Below are 21,864 nucleotides of genomic sequence, written 5' to 3'. Positions count from 1 at the left end.
TCACTTTTTAAAATTAAAACCCTAATTGAATACCTGCCAGGAACGTTCTTGGCTGCGGCACCTGCCCCAGATCAATACCACGTGCAAACAAATAGTCGCCTGCCACTTCCGGATCGTACCCGGTGTACTTCGTGATGGTAAGTAAGTTCTGTGCGGCAACGTAAATGCGGAGCGATTTAAGGGTGTTCCTGGTGATGGTGTTTAACATTGCTACGGGGGCGTTGTATCCAATGGTAATATTCCGCAAACGCAGGTAGCTGCCATCTTCCAGCCACCAGTCGGATGGGCGGAGATTACCATTACCAGTTACGTTCTGACCTATCCGCGGTAAAGCGGCTACATCGCCGGGTTTACGCCACCTGTCGAGAATGTCGGTGCCGGCGTTATGCCCGGTAGACATGAAGTCGGTATTTAATTTCAGGCCATTCAGCAATTTATTTCCGGCAACACCAGACAATACCAGGTTCAGGTCGAAGTTTTTGTAGGTAATACCGGCGTTGATGCCGTACACATATTTTGGGATGGCACTGCCTAATATTTGCTGGTCCTTTGCGGTTACCATACCATCGCCGTCAATATCTTTATAAATAAAATCGCCTGGTAATAAACCATCCTGGTATTTTGCATTCGGGTTGCCTGTTTTTTTAGCGGCTGCCTGGTTGAGGGCATCTATCTCAGCTGCATCTTTGGCCACATGATCCACGCGGTAGCCGTAGAAGGAGCCGATGGCGCTACCTGCAGCGGTGTAAGTAGTGGCAGGTACCGGCATAAAGGCGCCTGCCTGAATAGGTGCGGAAAACTGATCACCTAACGACAACACTTCGTTGTGGTTTACAGATCCGTTGACGCTCACATTGAAGCTGAGGTTGTCGTTGATCTTATCTTTATACCCGATGGCTAACTCAAAACCTCTGTTCCGCGCATTGGCTGCGTTAACAGTTTTCTTGGGCTGCGTGCCGGTAGGGCTTACGCCGATGCTGGCAGGTAGTAAAGTGGTTACCAGCAAGCCTGTACTTTTACGATCGTACCAATCGGCTTCGATGGTGAGGCGGTTCTTTAAGAACGCCAGGTCGATGCCTATATCGGTCTGATTGGTTTGTTCCCATCTTAAATCCGGGTTGCTCAGGGTAGTCAGCGTGGTACCGGATACAAATGTTTTGGTACTGCCGAGAGAGTATACCAGCGCGCCACCGGGAGTACCCTGGTATGTTTTTGCGGTATTCAGGAAGTTGGGAATATTATTATTACCGGTTTGTCCCCAGTTGGCACTCAGCTTTCCCTCTGATAAAACCGGGAGCACATTTTTTATAAATGGCTCTTCTGAAAAGCGCCAGGATAAACCTGCGGCCGCGAAATTGCCGTACCGGTAATTAGGACCAAAGTTAGAGGCGCCATCCCTGCGATAGCTGGAGGTGAATATATACTTATCATTATATGTATAATTTAACCGGCCGTAGTAGGAGATCACAGAAGGGCGTGCATAGTTGGAATAAGTATTGGTGACCGCCTGGGAAGACGCTGCCACCACGTTGATGAGATTATCGTTAGGTTGCCCGGTACCCTTGATGGTAGAACCGTTGGTGATGCCCGGATCAATATAACTCTGCCCGGCGATCAGCGAGAACTGGTGTTTACCGAGTAGTTTGTCGTACGACAGGTAGTTTTCCAGCATATAGTAGGAGCTTTCCGTAAAACTCAGCGTCGACTGGCGCGCCTGGTTCAGGAAATTGGACGACTGGTACTGTTGCTGATAGCTGTTACTCCGGTTGGAGTTTACTTCCGCTGCGAATTGCGAACGGAATTTTAATCCATCGATGATACGCACTTCTCCTGATAGCTGCGGGAAGAAAGCCAGTGATTTGGTAGTCTGGCTTTTCATCGCAATTTCCTGCATTGGATTATCAGCATTGCTGAAGTCATTGATGTTGGAGAGGATAGAATATCCGCCTGAGATAGAAGGATCCAGGATCGGTTTATAGGGAGCGTATTGTATAGCATTGATGATATTGGCATTGTAGCCTTTGCCCACATATTGCCTGACAATAACGTTTTGCGTAAACCGGAACCGGCCCAGGTTTTCTTCGAGGCCTACGCGTGCCTGGAAGCGTTTGTTGGTAGCATTATTTAAGATCGACTGCTGATCGATATAAGTAGCAGATACACTATAGTTTACCTTTTCGCCACCGCCGCTGATATTCAGATCATTTTCTGATACCAGGGCGTTACGGAAGACGGCATCCTGCCAGTTGGTGCTGTCTTGTAAAACCCCGGGGGAGTTGAATTTTGCGGGTAGCACGGTATTCTTGGTAGCGGCAAGATCCTTCAGTGCATCCACATATTGCGCTGTATTGAGCAGGTGCAGTTGTTTCCACGCTTTGGCGACGCCCCACTGAGAGGTAAAGCTGACGCGGGGAGGGCCGGTCTTTCCTTTTTTGGTAGTGATGATCACCACGCCATTGGCTGCTGCGGAGCCATAGATAGCGGTGGAAGCTGCATCTTTCAGAATGGTGATGCTTTCTATATCCTGGGGACTGAGCGTATTGAAAAGACTTTTAGAGCCCTGGATGCCATCTATAACATACAGGGGATTGATATCGGTGAAGCTGCCGGTACCCCTGATGATGATCTGGGCATTTGCGTCGGCAGTGCCGTTGTTTTGCAACACCTGTACGCCGGCGGCTTTACCAATGAGCAGCTGCGCCGGGGTGGTGGCATTTACCGCACCGGCTTCTTTCACCGTTACAACGTTGAAGGCGCCCACCACATTTTTCTTTCTGGCGGTACCGTAACCGATCACCACAATGTCGTTCAGCGCAGATACGGTTTTGACGAGACGTACAGAAAACGTCAGCGTGGCGCCCGATTTCAGTGATACGTTGGTTAGTCGCTGGGTTTCAAAACCTACATAAGAAACGCTGAAGGAGTATTTTCCTTCCGGCGGTAATCCGGAGAAACGGAATACGCCATTGCTGTCAGTAACCACGCCGGCGGTATACTTTGTTTTTTCATTGAGCGCCACCACAGAGGCATTGGGGAGAAGGTCTCCCAGATCGGTATGCACGGTGCCGGTCACCTGCATGCGGTGCTGGGCCTGGGTGCTCATTGAAACGCCTGATATCAACATGACAAGTAACAGGAACAGGCGCCATTTTGGTCGATAGAACATCTTCATAACTGGAACGTGTTTTTAATGTGCAGGGCATAGCAAGCCCCGGGGAGCTCAAAGCGCCCGTTTTTGGTATAGAACTATAATGATGAATTATTTCCTCTTAATTATAAATCCGCTATCATTCCGGATCAGCTTCAGATTATTGGGAAGCGTTAAATCAGTCAGGATTTTCTCCAGCGAGTCTGTTTTTTCAAATTTACCATCGAAATAAATCTCTATAACATCTGAAGGATAATAATAGATGGCTATTCCATAATAATTACTCAACTGATCCAATACCTGCGACATTGGTTGATTATTAAATTTATACCAGTCCGGCTTCGTATACCCGGCGCCGTTATTGCCGGCTTTTACCAGTACGTCGGCACCCCTGGTATTGAAGTCAAACACAACAGCTTTGCCTGTTTTGCGGTAGTAGTTGAGCTCTTTGCCGGGCGTAAGTATTATATCGCTGATGACTTTCTTTTTATTGACGGATCCCTGCACCATTACTTTCCCGCTGTTCAGTCTTACGCTGATCATATCTTCCCCGGGGATGGCTTTCACATGAAAAAAGGTACCCAGTGCGGTGGTATATAGTTCGTCGCTGTACACTACGAAGGGATGTGCTTTATCGGCGGCAACAGTAAAATCGGCTTCTCCTGTCAGGTAAATGCTCCTGTTTTCCCTGAATTGTTTGTTATATACGATCGTGGCTGCCGGCAGCAGCTGTACTACAGAACCATCTGGCAGTACGATTGCCATGGTTTTTTGGCTGGTGTTGGTGGTCAGTTGCTGTTGTTCGGAAGGAATGGTAATTGTTGTTCCCGGATTCACAGCAGCTATTTTTTGATGATTGCGCTGGCGCAGGAACATCGTTCCGCCAATCAGTACGCCGGTGGCGACCGCGGCGATGGCCAGTCGTTTAGTCCATTTCTTCCGGTTATTGGCCGATACGGTTTGTTGATGAATATTTTTTAGCCATTGTTGGGAAACGGTCTCCGGGAAGTGGCCTTCTTCCTGTAATTGCAGGAATTCGGCCTCCGGCAGGTATTTCTCCAGCATATCAGGATGCTCCTGCAGGTAGTTGGCTACGCTGCGGGCCTCTTCCGGTGTGCATTGATTGTTGAAGAACCGTTTCAGTAATTCATCATTTATCATATAATATTATGGCTGATAGATAAGTAATACGTTTGTGCTGCGCGAACTACGTAGTCGAATTCAAAAATATTTCAAAACCGGCCAAAATAGGCCAGGAGAGAGAGTATAAGCCCGAGATAATGTTTTATTTGTTTGATGGCCTGGAAAATATGTGTTTCCACAGTTCTGGACGACAGGGAAAGTTCCTGTGCGATCTGCTGGTAGCTCATGCCTTTAAAGCGGCTCATTTCGAATACCTTACGGCGCATCGGTGGCATTTCTTTCAAGGCATTCGCCAGCTTCACCTGTAGTTCCTTTTCCGCCAGCTTCCCCCAGAGGTCATCTACCGGCAGGGTGTACTTGTCGATGACATGGATCACCTTTTCCTTATAAACGGTTTCTTTGCGGAGAAAGTCGATCAGCGTGGTGCGGGCAATGCGGAACAGCTGTAACTCTATATTAAGGTCGTCCGCGAGATTTTCCCGGTAGTTCCAGCATTTGATGAATGTGAGCTGCGTCACCTCTTCCGCAATGAAGGATGACCTGGTTTTTTGGAGAATAAAATAATAGATCCTTTTGTGCCAGGAATAATAGACTTCATTAAACACTAAAAGGTTACCTTGTTTTAGAGCAGCTATCGTATTCAAAACGTGGCAGTTTACCACAGCAATTTAAATAAATAAATGTGGAAATTCCTAGAGAAGGGGCAGGGAAGGGGAATATAGAAAACATCCCTCGTTATTTCCATACAAAATTGGCGAATTTGAAGATATTGGCGACCTTAGGTATAATTCTGACTTTGTATTGTTAATCAAAAATGTGACGGGAATGAATAACATCACCTCAAAATTCGAAAACCTTATCCAGGCTTCTGACATCTACGGAAAAGTTGACCATCAACCGGATGCCAGTAAAGAAACGCCGAGAAATACACCGGAGAAGTCAATGCCTTTTTCTGATCAGATAGGGAACTATCAACGCAATAAAGGTATCCCGACCAGGTCGTATAAAGATAGCAGGGTGTATATCGTGGGCAGTGGCATTGCAGGGCTATCTGCTGCTTATTACTTTATCCGTGACGGACATTTCACACCGGAAAACATCACCTTCATTGAGCAATTGCACATCGATGGCGGTTCGCTCGACGGTGCGGGCAACCCCCAGGACGGATACATTATCCGCGGAGGACGCGAAATGGATTGCACCTATGAGAATCTTTGGGATATTTTCCAGGATATACCAGCCCTGGAAATGCCGGCTCCCTATAGTGTGCTGGACGAGTATCGCCTTGTAAACGATAACGATTCTAACTATTCCATTGCAAGACTGATCCATGAGCAGGGAAAAGTGAAAGACTTCAGCAAATTTGGATTGAATAAAAAAGATCAGCTGACATTGATAAAACTGCTGCTGAAGAAGAAGGAAGAACTGGATGATATCACCATTGAAGCGTATTTCGGTAAAAGCTTCCTGGAAAGTAACTTCTGGACATTCTGGCGCACCATGTTCGCTTTCGAAAACTGGCACAGTTTGCTGGAGTTTAAGTGTATATGCACCGCTTCCTGCACGCCATCGATGGCCTGCATGATTTGTCGTCACTCATTTTTCCGAAATATAATCAGTATGATTCCTTTGTTACCCCGTTGGGACGGTGGTTGAAGGAAAAAGGGGTAAAGATCCAGTTCAATGCTTTTGTAAAAGATCTGGATATGCGCATCAATGCGGAAGGTAAAGTGGTGAAAGGGATCATTACTGAACAGGAGGGGAAAGAAGTAGTGATTCCGGTTACGGAGAACGACTATGTGATCGTTACTACGGGTTCAATGACCGAAGATACCTCTTACGGTAATAACACCACCGCGCCTGTATCGGTAGTAGACAACAGCACCAGCGGCCAGAGTGCGGGATGGAAATTGTGGAAGAACCTGGCGGCAAAATCTGTAGTGTTCGGTAAACCGGAAAAATTCTGTTCCAGCATTGAAAAGTCATCCTGGGAGTCGGTAACCCTCACCTGCAGGCCTTCTGCGCTGGTAGAAAAACTGAAAACCTATGCCGTCAACGATCCGTATTCCGGCAAAACCGTTACGGGCGGCATTATTACCATCACCGATTCCAACTGGCTGATGAGTTTTACCTGTAATCGCCAGCCGCATTTCCCGACACAGCCGGACGACATTCTTGTATTATGGGTGTACGCGCTGTTTATGGATAAGGAAGGGAACTGCATTAAGAAGACGATGCCGGCTTGTACCGGCAATGAGATCCTTACTGAATTGTGTTACCACCTGGGGATTGCAGATCAGATCGATAACGTAGTGGCAAATACCATTGTACGTACTGCTTACATGCCCTACATTACGTCGATGTTTATGCCCCGGGCTAAAGGAGACCGTCCGAAAGTAGTGCCTGAAGGATGCAGCAATCTTGCTTTGATCGGGCAGTTTGTAGAAACGAATAACGATGTGGTGTTCACGATGGAAAGCTCTGTGCGCACGGCACGTGTTGCGGTGTATACACTGCTGAACCTGAACAAGCAGGTGCCGGATATTAACCCGTTGCAATATGATATCCGCCACTTGTTGAAAGCCACCAAAACACTGAACGACAATCAGCCGTTTATAGGAGAGGGGCTGTTGCGGAGAATATTGAAAGGCACCTATTTCGAGCACATTCTGCCGGAATATGCTGATACACACGCACAAGAGGAAGAGAAAGAATCTTTCCTGGCGGAGCAGTTCGGAAGGTTCAAAGAATGGGTTGGAAGTTTTAGGAGTTAAGCATTTTGGAATGGTCGCAAGGTTCTTATTTAGGGCCATCAGGCGACCATTCCACATTACCGTGGTAACGATACCTGAAAAAATGTGAACCCCAATATACGGTCACTGCTGCGGCACAAAGCAAAAAAAGCATTAGTATTTATTAAAATGATACCAGCCCCAAAATCAGTATTGCTTTAAATTTATCGGTTCATGTAGAAGAGGCATTTCCTGTAACTGAATTCCAGTAGTTATGTACGGTTTTTTATTGGGGTATCTATACTATAGCCGGATATAAGTGTTGAAATTGGATGAGATTGGCTATAAAAATGAACGATGAAGATAGGTTGACGGTCGTTTTAATATCTGATGATTTATTCCTTTATGTCTGAAAAAAGAAATATACTCATTCAAACGGTATATCCGGGTGACGAGCAGGACTTGATTAGTGAAATAATGACCGGAAGCCAACGCGCTTTTGAAGCATTATTTCTTCGACATAAAGACAGGGTTTATGCCATAGCCTTCGCATACACCGAAAGTGAGCCTGATGCGGAAGAAATTGTTCAGGATGTATTCCTGAGAGTATGGAAGAATCGCAGTAAACTGGGAGAAGTCGAAAATTTAGAAGCCTGGCTTTATACGGTTTCGCGGAATTTATCCCTTAGTGTATTAAAGAGAATTGCCAAAGAAGGTAAAAGGAAAGATGATTTGATCCATTTTATGCCCTCAACGGTAACAGATGCTGAATCTCAGTTGCAGGTAAGCGAAATCCAGTCGTTATTACAAAAAGCTTTATTACTGCTCAGTCCTCAGCAACGTAAAGTTTTCGAGTTGTCAAGACTGAAAGGAATGGACCGGGGAATGGTAGCGGAAGCGCTTGGCCTTTCGCCGGCCACCGTTAGCGTACATTTAACTATCGCCCTGAGGATAGTGAGGGCATTCCTGTTGAATCAAAAACAGGATTCAGCAATTATATTACTTCTCAGTTTATACCTGTCAAGACAATTTTTTTAAAAAATATTCCTTCAGACTAATAACACCCCCTGATTGTTGAAGTCTTTATAAACGATGGACAATGAATATTTGAGATTATTGTTTGAAAAGTATATTCAAAAAACTGCAACCGCCGAAGAAAGGGAGGCGTTGTTGCAGCATATAGCTCAATTAGGGGATGATGACGTTATCCTGAAACAAATAAGCGATGAAGTTCATTTGCCGGAACATTTGCCCGGCAGGATGCCTGAAAATGCCTCCCGGCAGGTGCTGGAAGCAATATTCAAATTAGGCGATCAGCCGGCCGCTTTAAAGGGCCGGGTGATAGACATGCAGGCGCTCGCTTTATGGAACCGTAAAGGACTGCGCTACGCAGCGGCAGCGATGCTTATTTTCATGATGATTTCCGCCGGGTGGTACTTCTTCCCGGTTAAGCGAAGCAAAGATGCTCCTGCTATGTTGACGGAAAGTAGGGTAATCAGGGATGCCATGCCCGGGAAAAGTGGGGCTTTACTGACCCTTTCAAATGGAAAATCATTCCTGCTCGACACGCTGGGCGACGGAACTATCACAGGGGGCCTGGTTAAAGCATCGGGAGTAGTAACAGTAAACGGAGCGGAGATCTCCGAAACATATGCAACAGTAAGCACTCCTGCCGGCAGGCAACAGCAATTGCAATTGAGCGATGGTACTAAAGTATGGCTGAATGCAGGTTCTTCTATCCGGTTCCCGGCTGTATTCAGTGAAAAGGAGCGCATAGTGGATGTTACGGGAGAGGTGTATATAGAAGTTGTACACGATGATGCCAAACCATTTATTGTCAAAACAGGTACGGATGAAATCCGTGACATCGGTACGAAATTCAATATTAATGCTTATCGCAACGAGCCGGCAAGCCGGATCACCCTTGTGGAAGGCAGTATTGAAATAAATCGTAAAGTAGTGCTCAAACCAAGTGAACAGTATACCGCGGGCAAAGTGAAAACTGTCAATGCCGATGCAAGTATCGCATGGGTATCGGGATATTTTGATTTTGAGCATGCCGACATACAAACTGTTATGCGACAAATAGCCAGGTGGTATGATGTGGATGTACACTATGCCGGCGAAATTCCCCATAAACAGTTCGAGGGGCAAATACAGCGGAGCCTGAAACTTTCAGAGGTCCTGGAACTGCTTTCCAATGCAGGAATAAAATATTTACTGGATGGGAATAAACTGACCATCAGCCAGTAAAAAAAGAAAACCGGAAGGCAACTGGAGATTGCTATCCGGCGAATATTTGATTAAAGTTGGAAACAGTCCGCGAGACTATATCGTCTTTAGTCAAACGGCACAAAGATAGAAAAAAATAGCATTTATGCTTGCTATACGGGAAATCCTGTTTCCCGATGGTTTTATTTTATCCCTTTGGCAGCAGCCCGCCGCGGCTGAAGATGCCACAACCGGTTCAGTTATTTTAAAGAACAAGAACATCTAAATAAATGAATAAACTTAAACAGACGATGGCATTACTTGTCATCATCTTAGTTCATCCTGCGCTTAAAATCAGCGCACAGGAGTTCAGATCTTATCCGATGTGGAACCCTGAAGGGCTTCCGTATCAGAAATAAAGAGAAAGCCGGAGGCAACTGGAGACTGCCATACGGTGATTATCGGATTCAGATAAAAACAGTCCGCGAGACTATTATTTCTTCAGCCAAACAAAGAAAAGTATGCAAAAAATTGCTTTGCGTAAAGCTAACCGGCAAATTCTGCTTTCAATGAAATTTCTTTTTTTCTTCGTTGTGATTGCCTGCCTGGAGGGAAGTGCCAAGGTAAGTTCTCAATCAATTACCTATTCCGCAAGGAGCGCTCCCCTGGAAAAAGTATTGTATGCCATCAGGAAACAAAGTGGTTATGTTTTTTTTTATGTTGATGGAACAATAGAGAAATCTAAGCCCATTACGATAAATATAAAGAATGCAACACTCGTGGAGGCCCTGGAGACATGCTTTAAGGAGCAGCCACTTACTTATCTTATTAAGGACAAAACTGTTTTGATTAAAGATAAGAATGAAGCTTCCGGCGGTGCGCTTTTATACCCGTTGAATCAGCCATCAGCAAAAGTTACCGGTAAAGTAGTGGATTCGGCGGGGAATCCCGTTTCCGGAGCAAGTGTAATACTCAAGGGAACAGGCATCGGCGTAGCTACGAAAGACGATGGCAGCTTTTCGATTGAATCGGCCAAACCTTCCGGCACACTGGTAGTATCTTCTATTGGATTTGCTACTCAGGAAATTGAGTTTTCGACCGGCGCCAACCTGAGAATAGTACTGAAAACACAGGGGGCGCTCCTGGATGAAGTGGTCATAAATGTTGGTTATGGTACCCAGAAAAAAATACATCTTACAGGTGCTGTTGCTTCTGTTGGGAGTGATAAAATTGCAGACAGGCCTTTGGTTAACCTGGGAGATGGTTTACAGGGACTGATACCTAACCTGAATGTGAACCTTAATAACGGGCAGCCCGGTACCGGAGCTACCTTTAATATCAGGGGCTTGTCGACCCTGAATGGAGCCGGAAGCGGTAGCCCCCTCGTGTTAGTAGATGGGGTAGAACGTAACCCCAACCTGATAGATCCTAATGATGTGGCCGACGTGACCGTACTGAAAGACGCTGCTTCCGCCACCATTTATGGCGGACGGGCAGCGTATGGAGTAATCCTGATCACTACAAAAAAAGGAAAAAATGGCGCGGCCCGGATCGATTATTCAGGTTCCTATACCACTGCAAAAGCGGCTACCCTGCCACAGTACGTCAATTCAAAGGACTACCTGACCATCTTTAATTCTGCCCAGAGAGCCGGTAATGCAACCGGAGGGAAAACCTCCAAGAATCCATTCACTCCTAAGGATTCTGTTATGCTCATGGCCTATTTTAATGATCCTGCACACAATCCCTCTGCCTATCCCGACCCGGGGAACCCCAACCTGTATCGCTATGTTGGTAATACCGACTGGATAAAAGTACTGTATCCAGGCTGGGCGCCGATGCAACAGCACAATGTATCAGTGTCGGGAGGAACGGAGAAACTTTCTTATTTAGCCAGCGTAGGATATTTCAAACAAATGGGTCTTGAAAAGGTGGCCAACCAGATTTATCAGCGATTCACACCTACCATTAAACTAACTTCAAAGGTTAATGATTGGCTTTCACTGGATCTGAATATGTCGCTGACAAGCACAGTCAACGACAAACCATCAAATACGCTTGCCGGGCAGGGTGGCTCCTGGATCCCCAGCGATCTGCGACCTATCATGCCGGTATATAACCCCGACGGGAACTTTTCGGGTCAGGGAAACTACTCGAACCCAGTAGCCATTATGCAGCTTTCAGGACGTGATAAAGATTATCTCAATGATTTCTGGACCACAGCAAGAGCAACTATCACGCCGGTAAAACATGTATCTGTTGTTACAGACTTTACCTGGAACGGCTTCAATGAATATGATAAATCTAATCTTATCCCGTTTAATGAATATGGCGTGAACGGCGTGTTCCTGGATGTCTTCCCGTGGACAAGAATACCCAACGTATCCGAAACATGGAATAAATACAACTATTATTCATTTAACAGTTATGCTACTTATGAAAATACTTTTGCCCGTAAACATTATTTAAAAGCAATGGTCGGTTACAATCAGGAATATAAGCATTTCAGACGAACAACTCCTTCCGCCAATAACATCATCGTCCCTTCTATTCCTGCAATCGGCCTGAATAATGATCCTAAACCTACCATCGGCAGTGTGGAATCAGAATACGCACTAATTGGTACTTTTTTCCGCGTTAATTATGCCTTCAAAAATAAATATCTACTGGAAGCCGACGGCAGGTATGATGGCACTTCCAGGTTCCTTCAGGAGCATCGTTACATATTTTCTCCCTCCGTATCAGCCGGATGGGAGATCGCAAGGGAAGCGTTTATGCAGGGTGCCCGGTGGATTGATCAGCTGAAAATACGGGTTTCCTATGGTAACCTGCCTAATCAGAAAGCACCCAACTCGAGTGACTTTTCAACAAGTGCCCTGTATCCTTTTTATCCTTTACTGAAAAAAGGAACTACCCAGTATTTGTTCGACAATCAAACTGCGCTCACTTTCTCTGCCCCTCCGTTGGTAAGCAATTACCTTACCTGGGAAAAAGTGTCGACTTCCAACCTGGGACTTGATTATTCCTTCTTTAAAAACAGGCTTAGCGGAACATTTGATTACTACATTACCAATGTAAATGGCCTGATCACCGCTGGTCAACAGTTACCGGCACTGCTGGGAACCACCCCGCCGTCTGCCAACACTGCTTCACTGCGTACAAACGGCTGGGAATTTAATGTTACCTGGAAAGACAGGTTGCCTGGCAGCAAGCTGGATTATGCTATTACCGTCGGATTGTCTGACGCCAGCACCACTATCACGTCATATAATCAAAATCCCACCTCCAGTATTGATGACTTCAACGCCGGAAGAAAGATGGGAGAGATCTGGGGGTATACAACCGACGGATTTTATCAGACAGATGCTGCAGCGCAGGCAGTCGACAACAGCAGGCTTGCCGCGTATAAATGGCTGGCCGGCGATATTAAGTATAAAGACCTTAACGGCGATGGAAAGATCAATGATGGTCAGCGTACCCTTACCAATCACGGCGACCTGACAGTAATTGGCAATAGCCAGCCCCGGTACAAATTCGGTGTTAATCTTAACCTGGGATACAAAGGCTTTGATTTTGCGGCTTTCGTGCAGGGACTGCTAAAGCAGGATTTTGATCCGACCGGCTCCATTGTTTTCAATGCATTCGCTGGCAGCGAACATAATCTTCCTTATAAATACGCGATGGATTACTGGACACCCGACAATCCCAATGCCTATTTTGCAAGACCCCGTTTTGCAGGAGCTGGTAATCAGGTGACCCAGACAAAGTACATTCAGAATGTAGCCTATGCAAGACTCAAACAACTAACTCTGGGTTATACATTCGATGCCGCAACACTGGAAAGAATAAAATTGAAGAAGCTAAGATTATACCTGACTGCTGAAAACCTCTTCAAAGTCACCTCCCTGTTCAGAGGATTTGATCCGGATCTGATTGCAGGATACCGTTCTTATCCCGTTAATAAAGCCTTTTCTGCTGGTATACAGGTTGGTTTATAATCCAAAAAATTATCTCATGAAGAAAGCTATCAATTATATAATAATATTTTCTTTTACCCTGTTTTTATTTGCCTGCACAAAGGATTCATTCCTGAACAGGGGCCCCCTGAGTGATATTACAGGAGGTAATTATTTTAATACTGAAAGTGATTTAAGACTTTATTGTAATAGCTATTATAGCATTCTCCCGGTGCAAAGCTTTGCGTACATGGATGCCCAGTCAGATGACATGGCTCCGCTGCCACGAAACCAGTTCCTGACAGGTACCTTTACCATTCCCAATAGTGCTAAGGACGACAATTATCCTGTAAAATGGGATTATAGCCTGATCCGATCCTGTAATTATTTCCTGATTAATTATCAGCAGGCAAAAGAGACGGATTCTGTTAAGAATATTTACGTGGGAGAGACATTGTTTTTTCGTGCCATGCAGTATTTTAACCTGACAAAGGCATTCGGTGATATACCTTATGTAACAAGATATATTACTGATACAAGCACTTCCGTTTTATACGGGCCTAAGCTGGCTCATACGCAGATCATGGATTCAGTGATTAATGATCTGAATACAGCGATAAATTACCTGCCGGTAACTCCTTCACAGGATGGACGGCTAAGCAAAAATCAGGCGCTCGCTTTTAAGGCAAGGGTTTGCCTTTGGGAAGGTACGTACCGCAAGTATTTTGGAACAGGGAGTGGTACCATATATCTGCAACAGGCATCGGCAGCCGCTGAACAAATTATGCAGTCGGGAAATTATAAAATTTATTCGACCGGGAATCCGCAATCAGACTATTACAACCTGTTTATCCAGGAAGAATTGAAAGGCAACCCGGAGGCCATCATGTCGATGCGCTACCTTGCTTCCGCCAATACTTTTAATAGTGTCGACAGAACATTGGGAGAAAATGGTTTTGGATACAGCAAGGATTTTGTACGCTCCTACCTGTGTACCGATGGGCTGCCAACGTCGTTAAGCCCATTGTATAAAGGAGACGATTCCCTGCAGCAGGAAATTATTAACCGCGACCCCAGGCTTAAACAAACAATCGCTACCAGGGGGTTTGTATTTCTCGGACCGGATATCATCACACTTCCGAGAATAGCCACTACGGTTACGTCGTCAGGCTACCAGCTGATCAAGGGAAGATCATCCAGTATGGCTGCGTGGAATGTCAACAATTCAATCTATGATTTTTTTATTTTCAGATATGCTGAAATCTTATTGACTGAAGCTGAAGCGCGCGCTGAACTTGGAACCTGTGGCCAGGATGTATTAGACAAAACGATTAACCTGCTCAGAGACAGGGCCGGCATGCCTCATATGATGATAGCAAATCTGCGGAAAGATCCTGCTTCTTCGTTCCCCGGCTTGCCTGTACTGATAGATGAAATCAGAAGGGAACGCAGGATAGAGCTGGTGGATGAAGGGTTCCGTTTTGATGATTTACACAGGTGGAAAGCCGGAGCACTGATCAGCAACCCGGAAACAATTCTGGGAATGAAATTATTGCCAGGCATGCGTGCACAGTATACTTACGATGTTAGCAGCGTAGTAGTGAACGCAAATTTTTATATCCAGGTTTACCCTAACCTTGTAAGAAAATGGGATGATAAAATGTACCTCTTCCCGATCCCATTACAGGAGCTCAGGTTAAATCCCAACTTGCAGCCTCAGAATCCCGGGTGGCAATGATGAGCTGCTTGTTTGGATAGTTGATAATATCCAAAAGATTTTTCTACTTTAAAAAATATGTTTTTATGTGTATTTCCGCTTCGGGCAGAAAAAGATTGCAAACCGGTGGTAAACTGCTTCGCAATAGCATTAAAAGAATGATCTGTTGCGCTGTTATCGGATCGTTGTCTATGTCTCAGCTGGTAGCACAGGGGAAACACCAGGAGAACTCTGTTAAACCTCCTGCTCCGTATCTGCCCGTGCCAAACCCCGCTCAGCTAAGATGGCACAAGGCTGAATATGAAATGTTCATCCATTTCGGGATGAAAACATTTTACCCAAGCGATAACCACATGGGTAACGGTGGCGAAGATCCAAAGCGGTTTAACCCTGTGCTGTTCAATGCAGACCAGTGGGTGAAAGCTGCCAAAGCCGGCGGATTCAGTGGAATTGTGATCACTGCAAAGCATCACGATGGCTTTTGCAACTGGCAAACGCAAACCACCACGCATAGCGTGGGCTCATCCGGCTGGAGAAATGGTAAGGGCGATGTAATGAAGGACCTGTCTGAAGCTTGTCGCAGAAGCGGAATGGGTTTCGGGATATATGTATCCATTATCGACAAGCATTATGAACGTGCTGGCTCAAAAGAAGATCGTTCTTACGGCGACTATTACTACCGGCAGATCAATGAACTCAGTTCAAACTATGGCAAAGTGGACCACTATTGGTTTGATGGATTTAATGCCGACAGCCTGAAACTCGACTACCCCGCTGTTGCGCGTTTGATAGCGAAGAAACAGCCAGAGGCAGTGGTATATGATTCCCATGTAATGGTAAGCACCATTCCCGACCGCTGTATCGCATGGCCAGGCGGCCACGGTGGCGTTAAGCCCGACCAGGATTACGTTCAGGTAATAGATGGGCAACGTCGGTGGTACCCCAGTGAACCCTCGCTTATTCTGCAGGGAAACTGGTTTCATATTGGCAAGCCATGTGTAAGCCTGGCACAGACGAAGGAATACTATCTTTCAACAGTAGGATATGGCTTAACGCCCCTGATGAATGTGGCGCCTAATATGAAAGGATTGATTGACGATAGTGCTATTATGATGTTGTCGTCATTCAAAAAATGGGTGGATTCTTTACATCAATGTAATGCTGCACGCCATGCCAGGGCCAAAGATGACGGACACAGGGGAAACAGCCCGAAGTTTGATGCCAGTAAAGTGAACGATGGAAATTATGACACTTATTTTGCCACAAACGACGGTGTAACCGACGCAACAATAGAGCTGGACCTGGGCGCTACCCGTAAAATTGACGGATTCATTTTGCAGGAGTACATTCCGTTGGGGCAACGGGTAGATGGATATACGATTGAGTGCCGTGTAAATGGAAAATGGACGGAGGTTTTTTCCGGGAAAAAAATAGGCTACCAACGGATCATTTTTGCGGGGATGGCCTCGGCCAAACAGGTCGGGTTCCCGGATGCCGACGCCGTCAGGCTGAAGATTCGCGATGCCCGCGCTTGTCCGCTGATTAATAATTTTCAGGTGATTAGTTTGAAGTAAAATTGATGCAGGTAGGACTACAAATCCTGCCTGTATTAATCTGGCTTTAACATGGCGTTCAATTTGAAACCAAAGGAATATGTATAAGAGATGTTTTTTAGCGCTGGCAGTTTTGCTACCGGGTTTAAGTGTAAATGGGCAGCAAACGGCAGGAACCTTTTGTAATCCGCTAAATCTGAACTACAGGTTTTCCCGTGGTGGTACACATTTTCGGGAAGCAGCCGATCCGGTTATTCATCTGTTTAAGGGGCATTATTTTCTCTATGCCTCCAAATCAGGAGGTTACTGGTACTCCAATGATCTGCTGCAATGGACCTTCAGGCCTTCCGTTACTTTGCCGGTAGAAGATTACGCCCCTACTGTAGAAACAATGCACGATACTGTATTCTTTATCGCCTCTAACGGAACGCCCCGGATTTATTTTAACCCCGACCCGTTGAAAGACGATTGGAAAGTATACAATCCTCATTTCCCGATTGGCATGACAGATCCTGCATTTTTCAGGGATGATAACGGGCGGTTTTATTTTTACTATGGATGCTCTGCAACCAAACCGATCATGGGAGTAGAGCTGGATACCTCCAACCTGTTAAATCCGGCGGATACACCGCGTGTACTCATTACGCACCACTTCGCCGATCATGGCTGGGAAGAGCACGGAGAGCATAATAATAACGGGAAAGATGGATGGAATGAAGGCAGCTGGATGAATAAACACAACGGAAAGTATTATCTCCAGTATGCCGCTCCCGGAACTGAATTTAAAGTGTATGGAGATGGGGTATACGTAGCTGATCATCCATTAGGGCCATTCCGGTATATGCCCAATAGCCCGTTTTCATATAAGCCGGGAGGCTTTATCAATGGAGCGGGTCATGGCTGTACATTCAAAGACAAATATGGAAACTATTGGCATGTTGCTACCATGACCATTTCAGTTCGCAACATGTTTGAACGGCGCTTAGGGCTGTTCCCTGCTTTCTTTGATAAAGAAGGAGCTTTACACTGTATTACTGCATTTGGAGATTATCCTTTGAAGATGCCCACCCGTAAGATGGATTTTGAAAAGGAATCTCTTTTCACCGGCTGGATGCTATTGTCTTATAATCGCCCGGTTACCGCATCGTCTTCCCTGCCCGGTCATGACCCTGCGCTTGCCAGCGATGAAGATGCCCGTACCTGGTGGAGTGCTGCTTCCGGCGATAGAGGAGAATGGTTGCAGATGGATCTGCAGCAGTTGGCCAATGTACAGGCAATACAGGTTAACTTTGCCGACGAAGGGGCTGCGCCTGGCGCCGGGCAGCCTGTAAAACCATACCGGTACCAGGTGAAAGGTTCAGCCGATGGTATTCACTGGCATATGCTGCTGGACCAGTCTGGCAATAATGCAGACGTTACACATGATTATTCTGTGCTTCCATTAGTTACGAAAGTTCGCTATATCCGCATTAACAATGTACAGGTACCTGATGGCCGGTTCTCCGTTTCTGATCTGAGGATCTTCGGTAAGGGAACCGGAGAAAAGCCAGCGGTCGTCAACTCCTTTACTGTAAAAAGAGATACTTCAGACAGCCGGCGGGCCAGCCTGGAATGGACGCCTGCAAGCCGGAGCGCCGGGTATGTAGTTTGGTTCGGCACCGAAGAAAATAAATGCTACAATTCGGTGATGGTATATGGCAGGCATGATCTTCAGCTGAACGGGCTGAACAAAGACGTTCCATACTATTTCAGGATAGATGCGTTCAATGAAAATGGCATAACCAGGGGAATAAAGATCGTAGCTCATTAATAATGCCACGAAAATATAACAGACCGCCTTTGGTATCACAGGCGGTCTGTTAGCGTTATTTTATGCCATCATGCCTGAATTGGACCGGACTAATACCTGTTTCTTTTTTAAACAATCGGGAGAAATACGGTGGGTTTTCAAAGCCCAATTTATAAGCAATTTCCGAAACTGAGTAGTCTGTTCCTGTCAACAGGTTTTTGGCTTCCGAAATCAGGAATAAATGAATCAGCTCTATGGCCGTTTTCCCCGTTTCCTGTTTCAACAGATCGCTCAGGTATCGTGGCGACAAATTGAGTTCACCCGCCAGGTAATTTACGGTAGGCAGCCCTTTATCCCTCATAAGCCCTCTTTCAAAATAGGAGACCATTAAGTGATTGAATTTTGAAACAGTGGTGCCAGATAACGGTTTCCGGTCAATGAATTGCCTTCCGTAAAAACGCTGTGAATATTTCAGGATAGCATCTATATGGGTGATCATAATTGCTTTGCTGTATTCATCCTGATTATTATGATACTCCGTTTCTATTTTCCGATATAAGTCCCATATGATTTTTTCCTCTGCGGGAGAGAGATGCAACGCTTCATTAGCTTCGTAGTCAAAGAAACCATATTTTTTGATCTCGTCGTGAAGTAAGTTTCCAACCAGGAAGTCCTCATGGAAACAAATAATGAAGCCATTTTCCTCCAACTTAATATCCCTCATGTCTACAATCTGTCGCGGTTTAATAAAAGACATCGTTCCCCGGTCATGATCGTATTTTGTTTTGCCGTACCGTATCACCCCTGATTTCATCTTTTTGAATGCGATCAGATAAAAATCACAGGTATAGCTTATATCATTCTGAAAACTTGTACTGTCGCATGTCATTACGCTGATAAGCGGATTTTCAGGCGGTGCAAATCCTAAAATGCGATGAGCTTCGCTAAGACTTTTAAAGTGATTCATAATAATTGACCTCTGAATAAAGATACTGATTATTTCCCGTGAGCCGCGGCAGACAGGCCCTGCCATTCTTCCCAGGTGGCCATTCGTTGTTCGTAAACTGGTTTAACCCATGGGAGTGCCATTTTCCCCAGGAAAAGACGAAGTGGAGGAGCCGGCATATTTACCAGCTGAATCATGGCGTCTGCGGTGGCTTCAGGTACTCCATAGAAACTATCGGTAAAGCCGGCTCGGGAAGAGGCTTTTAGCGGCTCATATTCTTTCATGGCTTCGCTCACAACAGCGTTCCCTGCCAATGCCGTTTCTGTGGCAAAGGCGTTTGGCTCTACTATAGTCACCTTAATGCCAAAATCTTTCACTTCTGCTGCCAGCGTTTCACTGAGCCCTTCAATAGCAAATTTGGAGGCGTTGTAGAGGCCTGTGAATGGTATTGTTACAAGACCAAGGGTGCTGGATATCTGTATGATATGTCCGCTCATCTGCTTGCGCATAATTGACATCACGGCCTGCGTTACCCATAAAGTTCCGAATAAATTAGTTTCAAACACGGTGCGCGCTTCCCGTTCATTAGTTTCTTCAATGGCGCCATAGACGCCGAGCGCTGCATTGTTGATAAGCACATCAATGGCGCCGAAGTGGAGATGCGCTTGTTTTACCGCTGCGAAGCAGGCTTCCCGGTTATTTACATCTAATGCTACTGGAAGAACTGCGTCGCCATATTGCTGCACTAAATCTTTCAATGAGCTGGTATTCCTTGCCGCCGCAGCTACTTTATAGCCCTGTTTTAAAAATGCTTCTGTCCAGATCCTGCCAAGACCTTTAGAGGCCCCTGTAATAAAAATAATTTTTGTCATCATTAGCTGTTTTAAAATGTATAGCACAAAGCTATGACGATCAATCCCCCACGACATATACAAAAGTGGGGAAGTCAGATACATTTTTACAGTATAGGCTTCTGTTCTCTTGGGGAAATACTAAAATCTGCATCGAAATCACCGCGTTGCCGCCCTGAACAACGGCAACGAACACAGCGCAATAACAAGCCCGGTGATAAAGGCCACCATGCCGCCTGATGCCACCAGCCCCAGGATGGCGATGCCTGCACCTACCACCGCAATAGCCGAGGCAATGACTTTCATTCCGAAGGTATTCTGCGTTCTGGCATCTGCCTCCTGTACATCCGAATGTGTAGCATTCGTCGGCGAAATCTGCAAATTAGCAGTAGCTTCTTTTTTGGTAAGGAAATAGTACACTTCCCAGCACAGCAGTACAAAAACCGGTATGCCTACTCCCAATGCCGTTTCCCACATGCGATCGAGCTTATGTCCTATCAGCACGTTACCGAAGAGCTTTAAGGCAAGACTGATCACCAGCCCGCATAAGGATGCGCTGATCACCGAGGTGGCGGTTTGCCGTTTGGAATACAACGTCCAGATGATGGGCGCAAACAGTGCGCCGCCTGCGATGGAGGCCGTACTCAGCACCATTTCAACAATGCCGCCGATCATGGGTACCATCATAGCAATGACGATCGTGATGCCGCCGAACAGCACGGTGAAAAACCTTGCCGCCTGCACCAGGTTTTTTTCCGTGGCATGCTGGTTAAATGCTTTTTTATATACATCGTGCGCAAACACCACCGCCATGATATTAATAGTAGTATTGGCTTTGCTGGCACTGGCGGAAATCATTCCTGATAAAACCAGTCCTATCAGGCCTGCGGGCAGTACCTGCTGGCAAAGCATCATATAGGCACCTTCGGGCTGCAGGCCGGTGAGCGACGGATTAATAACCCGGTACAGCATAGGCGGTAACATCCATATAAAAGGGCTTATCAGGTAAAGCAGGGTAAACAGCCAGGCTACCTTTTTTGAATTGCGTTCATTCGAAACGCTGGTATACCGCTGCACATACGCCCAGTTGCCGCCAATGTACACCGTTTGGTAGGCAAGGAATGCCAGGAAGAATCCAAATGAATATTCAGTATTAAAGAAGTTGAAGAATCCGGCCGGCGCATTATTTACAAATGAATGTACACCTCCTGCTTCTTTAAATGCCATGGGGATCACGATCATAACAGCTGCCGTAAGAATCACAAACTGTACTACATCTGTTACCAGCACGGCCCAAAGGCCGCCCGCGGAAGTATATAAAACAATAATGCCACCAATGATGAGGATACAGGCGTTCAACGAAAGGGGAGTAGCCACACTCACCATTTTACCAACCGGATATAACACAGAAGCAGTGGTGAAAAGGCCATGCAGCATGATAAGGAAGGTGTAAAATTTCTGCGTGCCTCTTCCCAGCCTTTTTTCAATATATTCTGCGGCAGTTACAGCCCCGGTGCGTTTCCATTTGGCCGCAATAAACAAGGCAACCAGCATACCGCCAAATACCATGGTGAGCTGTATACCATTGGCAACAAATCCGCTTTTATAGGCAATAGACCCCCACACTACAAACGTGCCTGCAGAGAAATAACTGATGAATAGGGAAATGCTGTTAATCCACCACGGCGTGGCGCCACCTGCCTCAAAGAAAGCCGACGAGTTTTTGCTGCCTATGCGCGTGAACATCAGACCAATGCCCAGGATCAGCAACGCGAAAACTCCCATTACAATAAAATCCAGTTGTCCCATTCGAACGAT

Annotated in this window: 12 protein-coding genes and 1 pseudogene; 7 read left to right on the top strand and 6 right to left on the bottom strand. The window is 46.0% G+C overall.

Features of this window, described 5'->3' with window-relative positions; all coding sequences use genetic code 11:
- Nucleotides 1–13: 13 nt before the first annotated feature.
- The 3 genes from UNH61_RS19195 to UNH61_RS19185 form a co-directional block, all read right to left on the bottom strand.
- Complete coding sequence (locus tag UNH61_RS19195; RefSeq protein ID WP_326993605.1) at nucleotides 14–3,172, bottom strand: TonB-dependent receptor; 3,159 nt, start codon at nucleotides 3,170–3,172, stop codon at nucleotides 14–16.
- An 87-nt stretch (nucleotides 3,173–3,259) separates the two neighbouring features.
- Nucleotides 3,260–4,309 carry a FecR family protein gene (locus tag UNH61_RS19190; RefSeq protein WP_326993604.1) on the bottom strand — a complete coding sequence of 350 codons (1,050 nt, stop codon included), beginning with the start codon at nucleotides 4,307–4,309 and terminating at the stop codon, nucleotides 3,260–3,262.
- Between the two features lie 71 nt (nucleotides 4,310–4,380).
- Complete coding sequence (locus UNH61_RS19185) at nucleotides 4,381–4,935, bottom strand: sigma-70 family RNA polymerase sigma factor (protein ID WP_326993603.1); 555 nt, start codon at nucleotides 4,933–4,935, stop codon at nucleotides 4,381–4,383.
- Between the two features lie 181 nt (nucleotides 4,936–5,116).
- Here UNH61_RS19185 and UNH61_RS19180 point away from each other — a divergent pair.
- The 7 genes and pseudogenes from UNH61_RS19180 (at nucleotide 5,117) to UNH61_RS19150 (ending at nucleotide 18,270) form a co-directional block, all read left to right on the top strand.
- Nucleotides 5,117–7,065: pseudogene (locus UNH61_RS19180) on the top strand (oleate hydratase).
- A 363-nt stretch (nucleotides 7,066–7,428) separates the two neighbouring features.
- Complete coding sequence (locus tag UNH61_RS19175) at nucleotides 7,429–8,061, top strand: RNA polymerase sigma-70 factor (protein ID WP_326993602.1); 633 nt, start codon at nucleotides 7,429–7,431, stop codon at nucleotides 8,059–8,061.
- Nucleotides 8,062–8,115: 54 nt separating this feature from the next.
- On the top strand, nucleotides 8,116–9,276 hold the full coding sequence (locus UNH61_RS19170; protein ID WP_326993601.1) for a FecR family protein: 1,161 nt from the start codon (nucleotides 8,116–8,118) through the stop codon (nucleotides 9,274–9,276).
- A 527-nt stretch (nucleotides 9,277–9,803) separates the two neighbouring features.
- Nucleotides 9,804–13,232: a TonB-dependent receptor gene (locus UNH61_RS19165; protein ID WP_326993599.1), complete on the top strand. Its 3,429-nt coding sequence runs from the start codon at nucleotides 9,804–9,806 to the stop codon at nucleotides 13,230–13,232.
- 16 nt (nucleotides 13,233–13,248) lie between these two features.
- Nucleotides 13,249–14,928: a RagB/SusD family nutrient uptake outer membrane protein gene (locus UNH61_RS19160; protein WP_326993598.1), complete on the top strand. Its 1,680-nt coding sequence runs from the start codon at nucleotides 13,249–13,251 to the stop codon at nucleotides 14,926–14,928.
- A gap of 65 nt (nucleotides 14,929–14,993) precedes the next feature.
- Nucleotides 14,994–16,481, top strand: coding sequence for an alpha-L-fucosidase (locus tag UNH61_RS19155; protein WP_326993597.1), 1,488 nt, complete (start codon nucleotides 14,994–14,996; stop codon nucleotides 16,479–16,481).
- 79 nt (nucleotides 16,482–16,560) lie between these two features.
- Nucleotides 16,561–18,270 carry a family 43 glycosylhydrolase gene (locus UNH61_RS19150; RefSeq protein WP_326993596.1) on the top strand — a complete coding sequence of 570 codons (1,710 nt, stop codon included), beginning with the start codon at nucleotides 16,561–16,563 and terminating at the stop codon, nucleotides 18,268–18,270.
- A gap of 55 nt (nucleotides 18,271–18,325) precedes the next feature.
- Here UNH61_RS19150 and UNH61_RS19145 read toward each other — a convergent pair whose 3' ends face one another.
- The 3 genes from UNH61_RS19145 to UNH61_RS19135 form a co-directional block, all read right to left on the bottom strand.
- Complete coding sequence (locus UNH61_RS19145) at nucleotides 18,326–19,216, bottom strand: helix-turn-helix transcriptional regulator (RefSeq protein WP_326993595.1); 891 nt, start codon at nucleotides 19,214–19,216, stop codon at nucleotides 18,326–18,328.
- 29 nt (nucleotides 19,217–19,245) lie between these two features.
- Complete coding sequence (locus UNH61_RS19140; protein ID WP_326993594.1) at nucleotides 19,246–20,067, bottom strand: SDR family NAD(P)-dependent oxidoreductase; 822 nt, start codon at nucleotides 20,065–20,067, stop codon at nucleotides 19,246–19,248.
- 138 nt (nucleotides 20,068–20,205) lie between these two features.
- Nucleotides 20,206–21,855: a sodium:solute symporter family protein gene (locus UNH61_RS19135; RefSeq protein ID WP_326993593.1), complete on the bottom strand. Its 1,650-nt coding sequence runs from the start codon at nucleotides 21,853–21,855 to the stop codon at nucleotides 20,206–20,208.
- Nucleotides 21,856–21,864: the final 9 nt, after the last annotated feature.

Origin of the sequence: Chitinophaga sp. 180180018-3 (assembly GCF_037893185.1) — a bacterium.
In the GTDB taxonomy this organism is placed as follows: Bacteria; Bacteroidota; Bacteroidia; order Chitinophagales; family Chitinophagaceae; genus Chitinophaga.
The sequence above is the reverse complement of the archived record's forward strand: the minus strand, read 5'-3'. Positions and strand labels throughout refer to the sequence as shown.

Coding starts and splice junctions, on each gene's coding strand:
- UNH61_RS19195 (WP_326993605.1), bottom strand. CDS start 3,172: ATGAAGATGTTCTATCGACCAAAATGGCGCCTGTTCCTGTTACTTGTC.
- UNH61_RS19190 (WP_326993604.1), bottom strand. CDS start 4,309: ATGATAAATGATGAATTACTGAAACGGTTCTTCAACAATCAATGCACA.
- UNH61_RS19175 (WP_326993602.1), top strand. CDS start 7,429: ATGTCTGAAAAAAGAAATATACTCATTCAAACGGTATATCCGGGTGAC.
- UNH61_RS19170 (WP_326993601.1), top strand. CDS start 8,116: ATGGACAATGAATATTTGAGATTATTGTTTGAAAAGTATATTCAAAAA.
- UNH61_RS19165 (WP_326993599.1), top strand. CDS start 9,804: ATGAAATTTCTTTTTTTCTTCGTTGTGATTGCCTGCCTGGAGGGAAGT.
- UNH61_RS19160 (WP_326993598.1), top strand. CDS start 13,249: ATGAAGAAAGCTATCAATTATATAATAATATTTTCTTTTACCCTGTTT.
- UNH61_RS19155 (WP_326993597.1), top strand. CDS start 14,994: ATGTGTATTTCCGCTTCGGGCAGAAAAAGATTGCAAACCGGTGGTAAA.
- UNH61_RS19150 (WP_326993596.1), top strand. CDS start 16,561: ATGTATAAGAGATGTTTTTTAGCGCTGGCAGTTTTGCTACCGGGTTTA.
- UNH61_RS19145 (WP_326993595.1), bottom strand. CDS start 19,216: ATGAATCACTTTAAAAGTCTTAGCGAAGCTCATCGCATTTTAGGATTT.
- UNH61_RS19140 (WP_326993594.1), bottom strand. CDS start 20,067: ATGACAAAAATTATTTTTATTACAGGGGCCTCTAAAGGTCTTGGCAGG.
- UNH61_RS19135 (WP_326993593.1), bottom strand. CDS start 21,855: ATGGGACAACTGGATTTTATTGTAATGGGAGTTTTCGCGTTGCTGATC.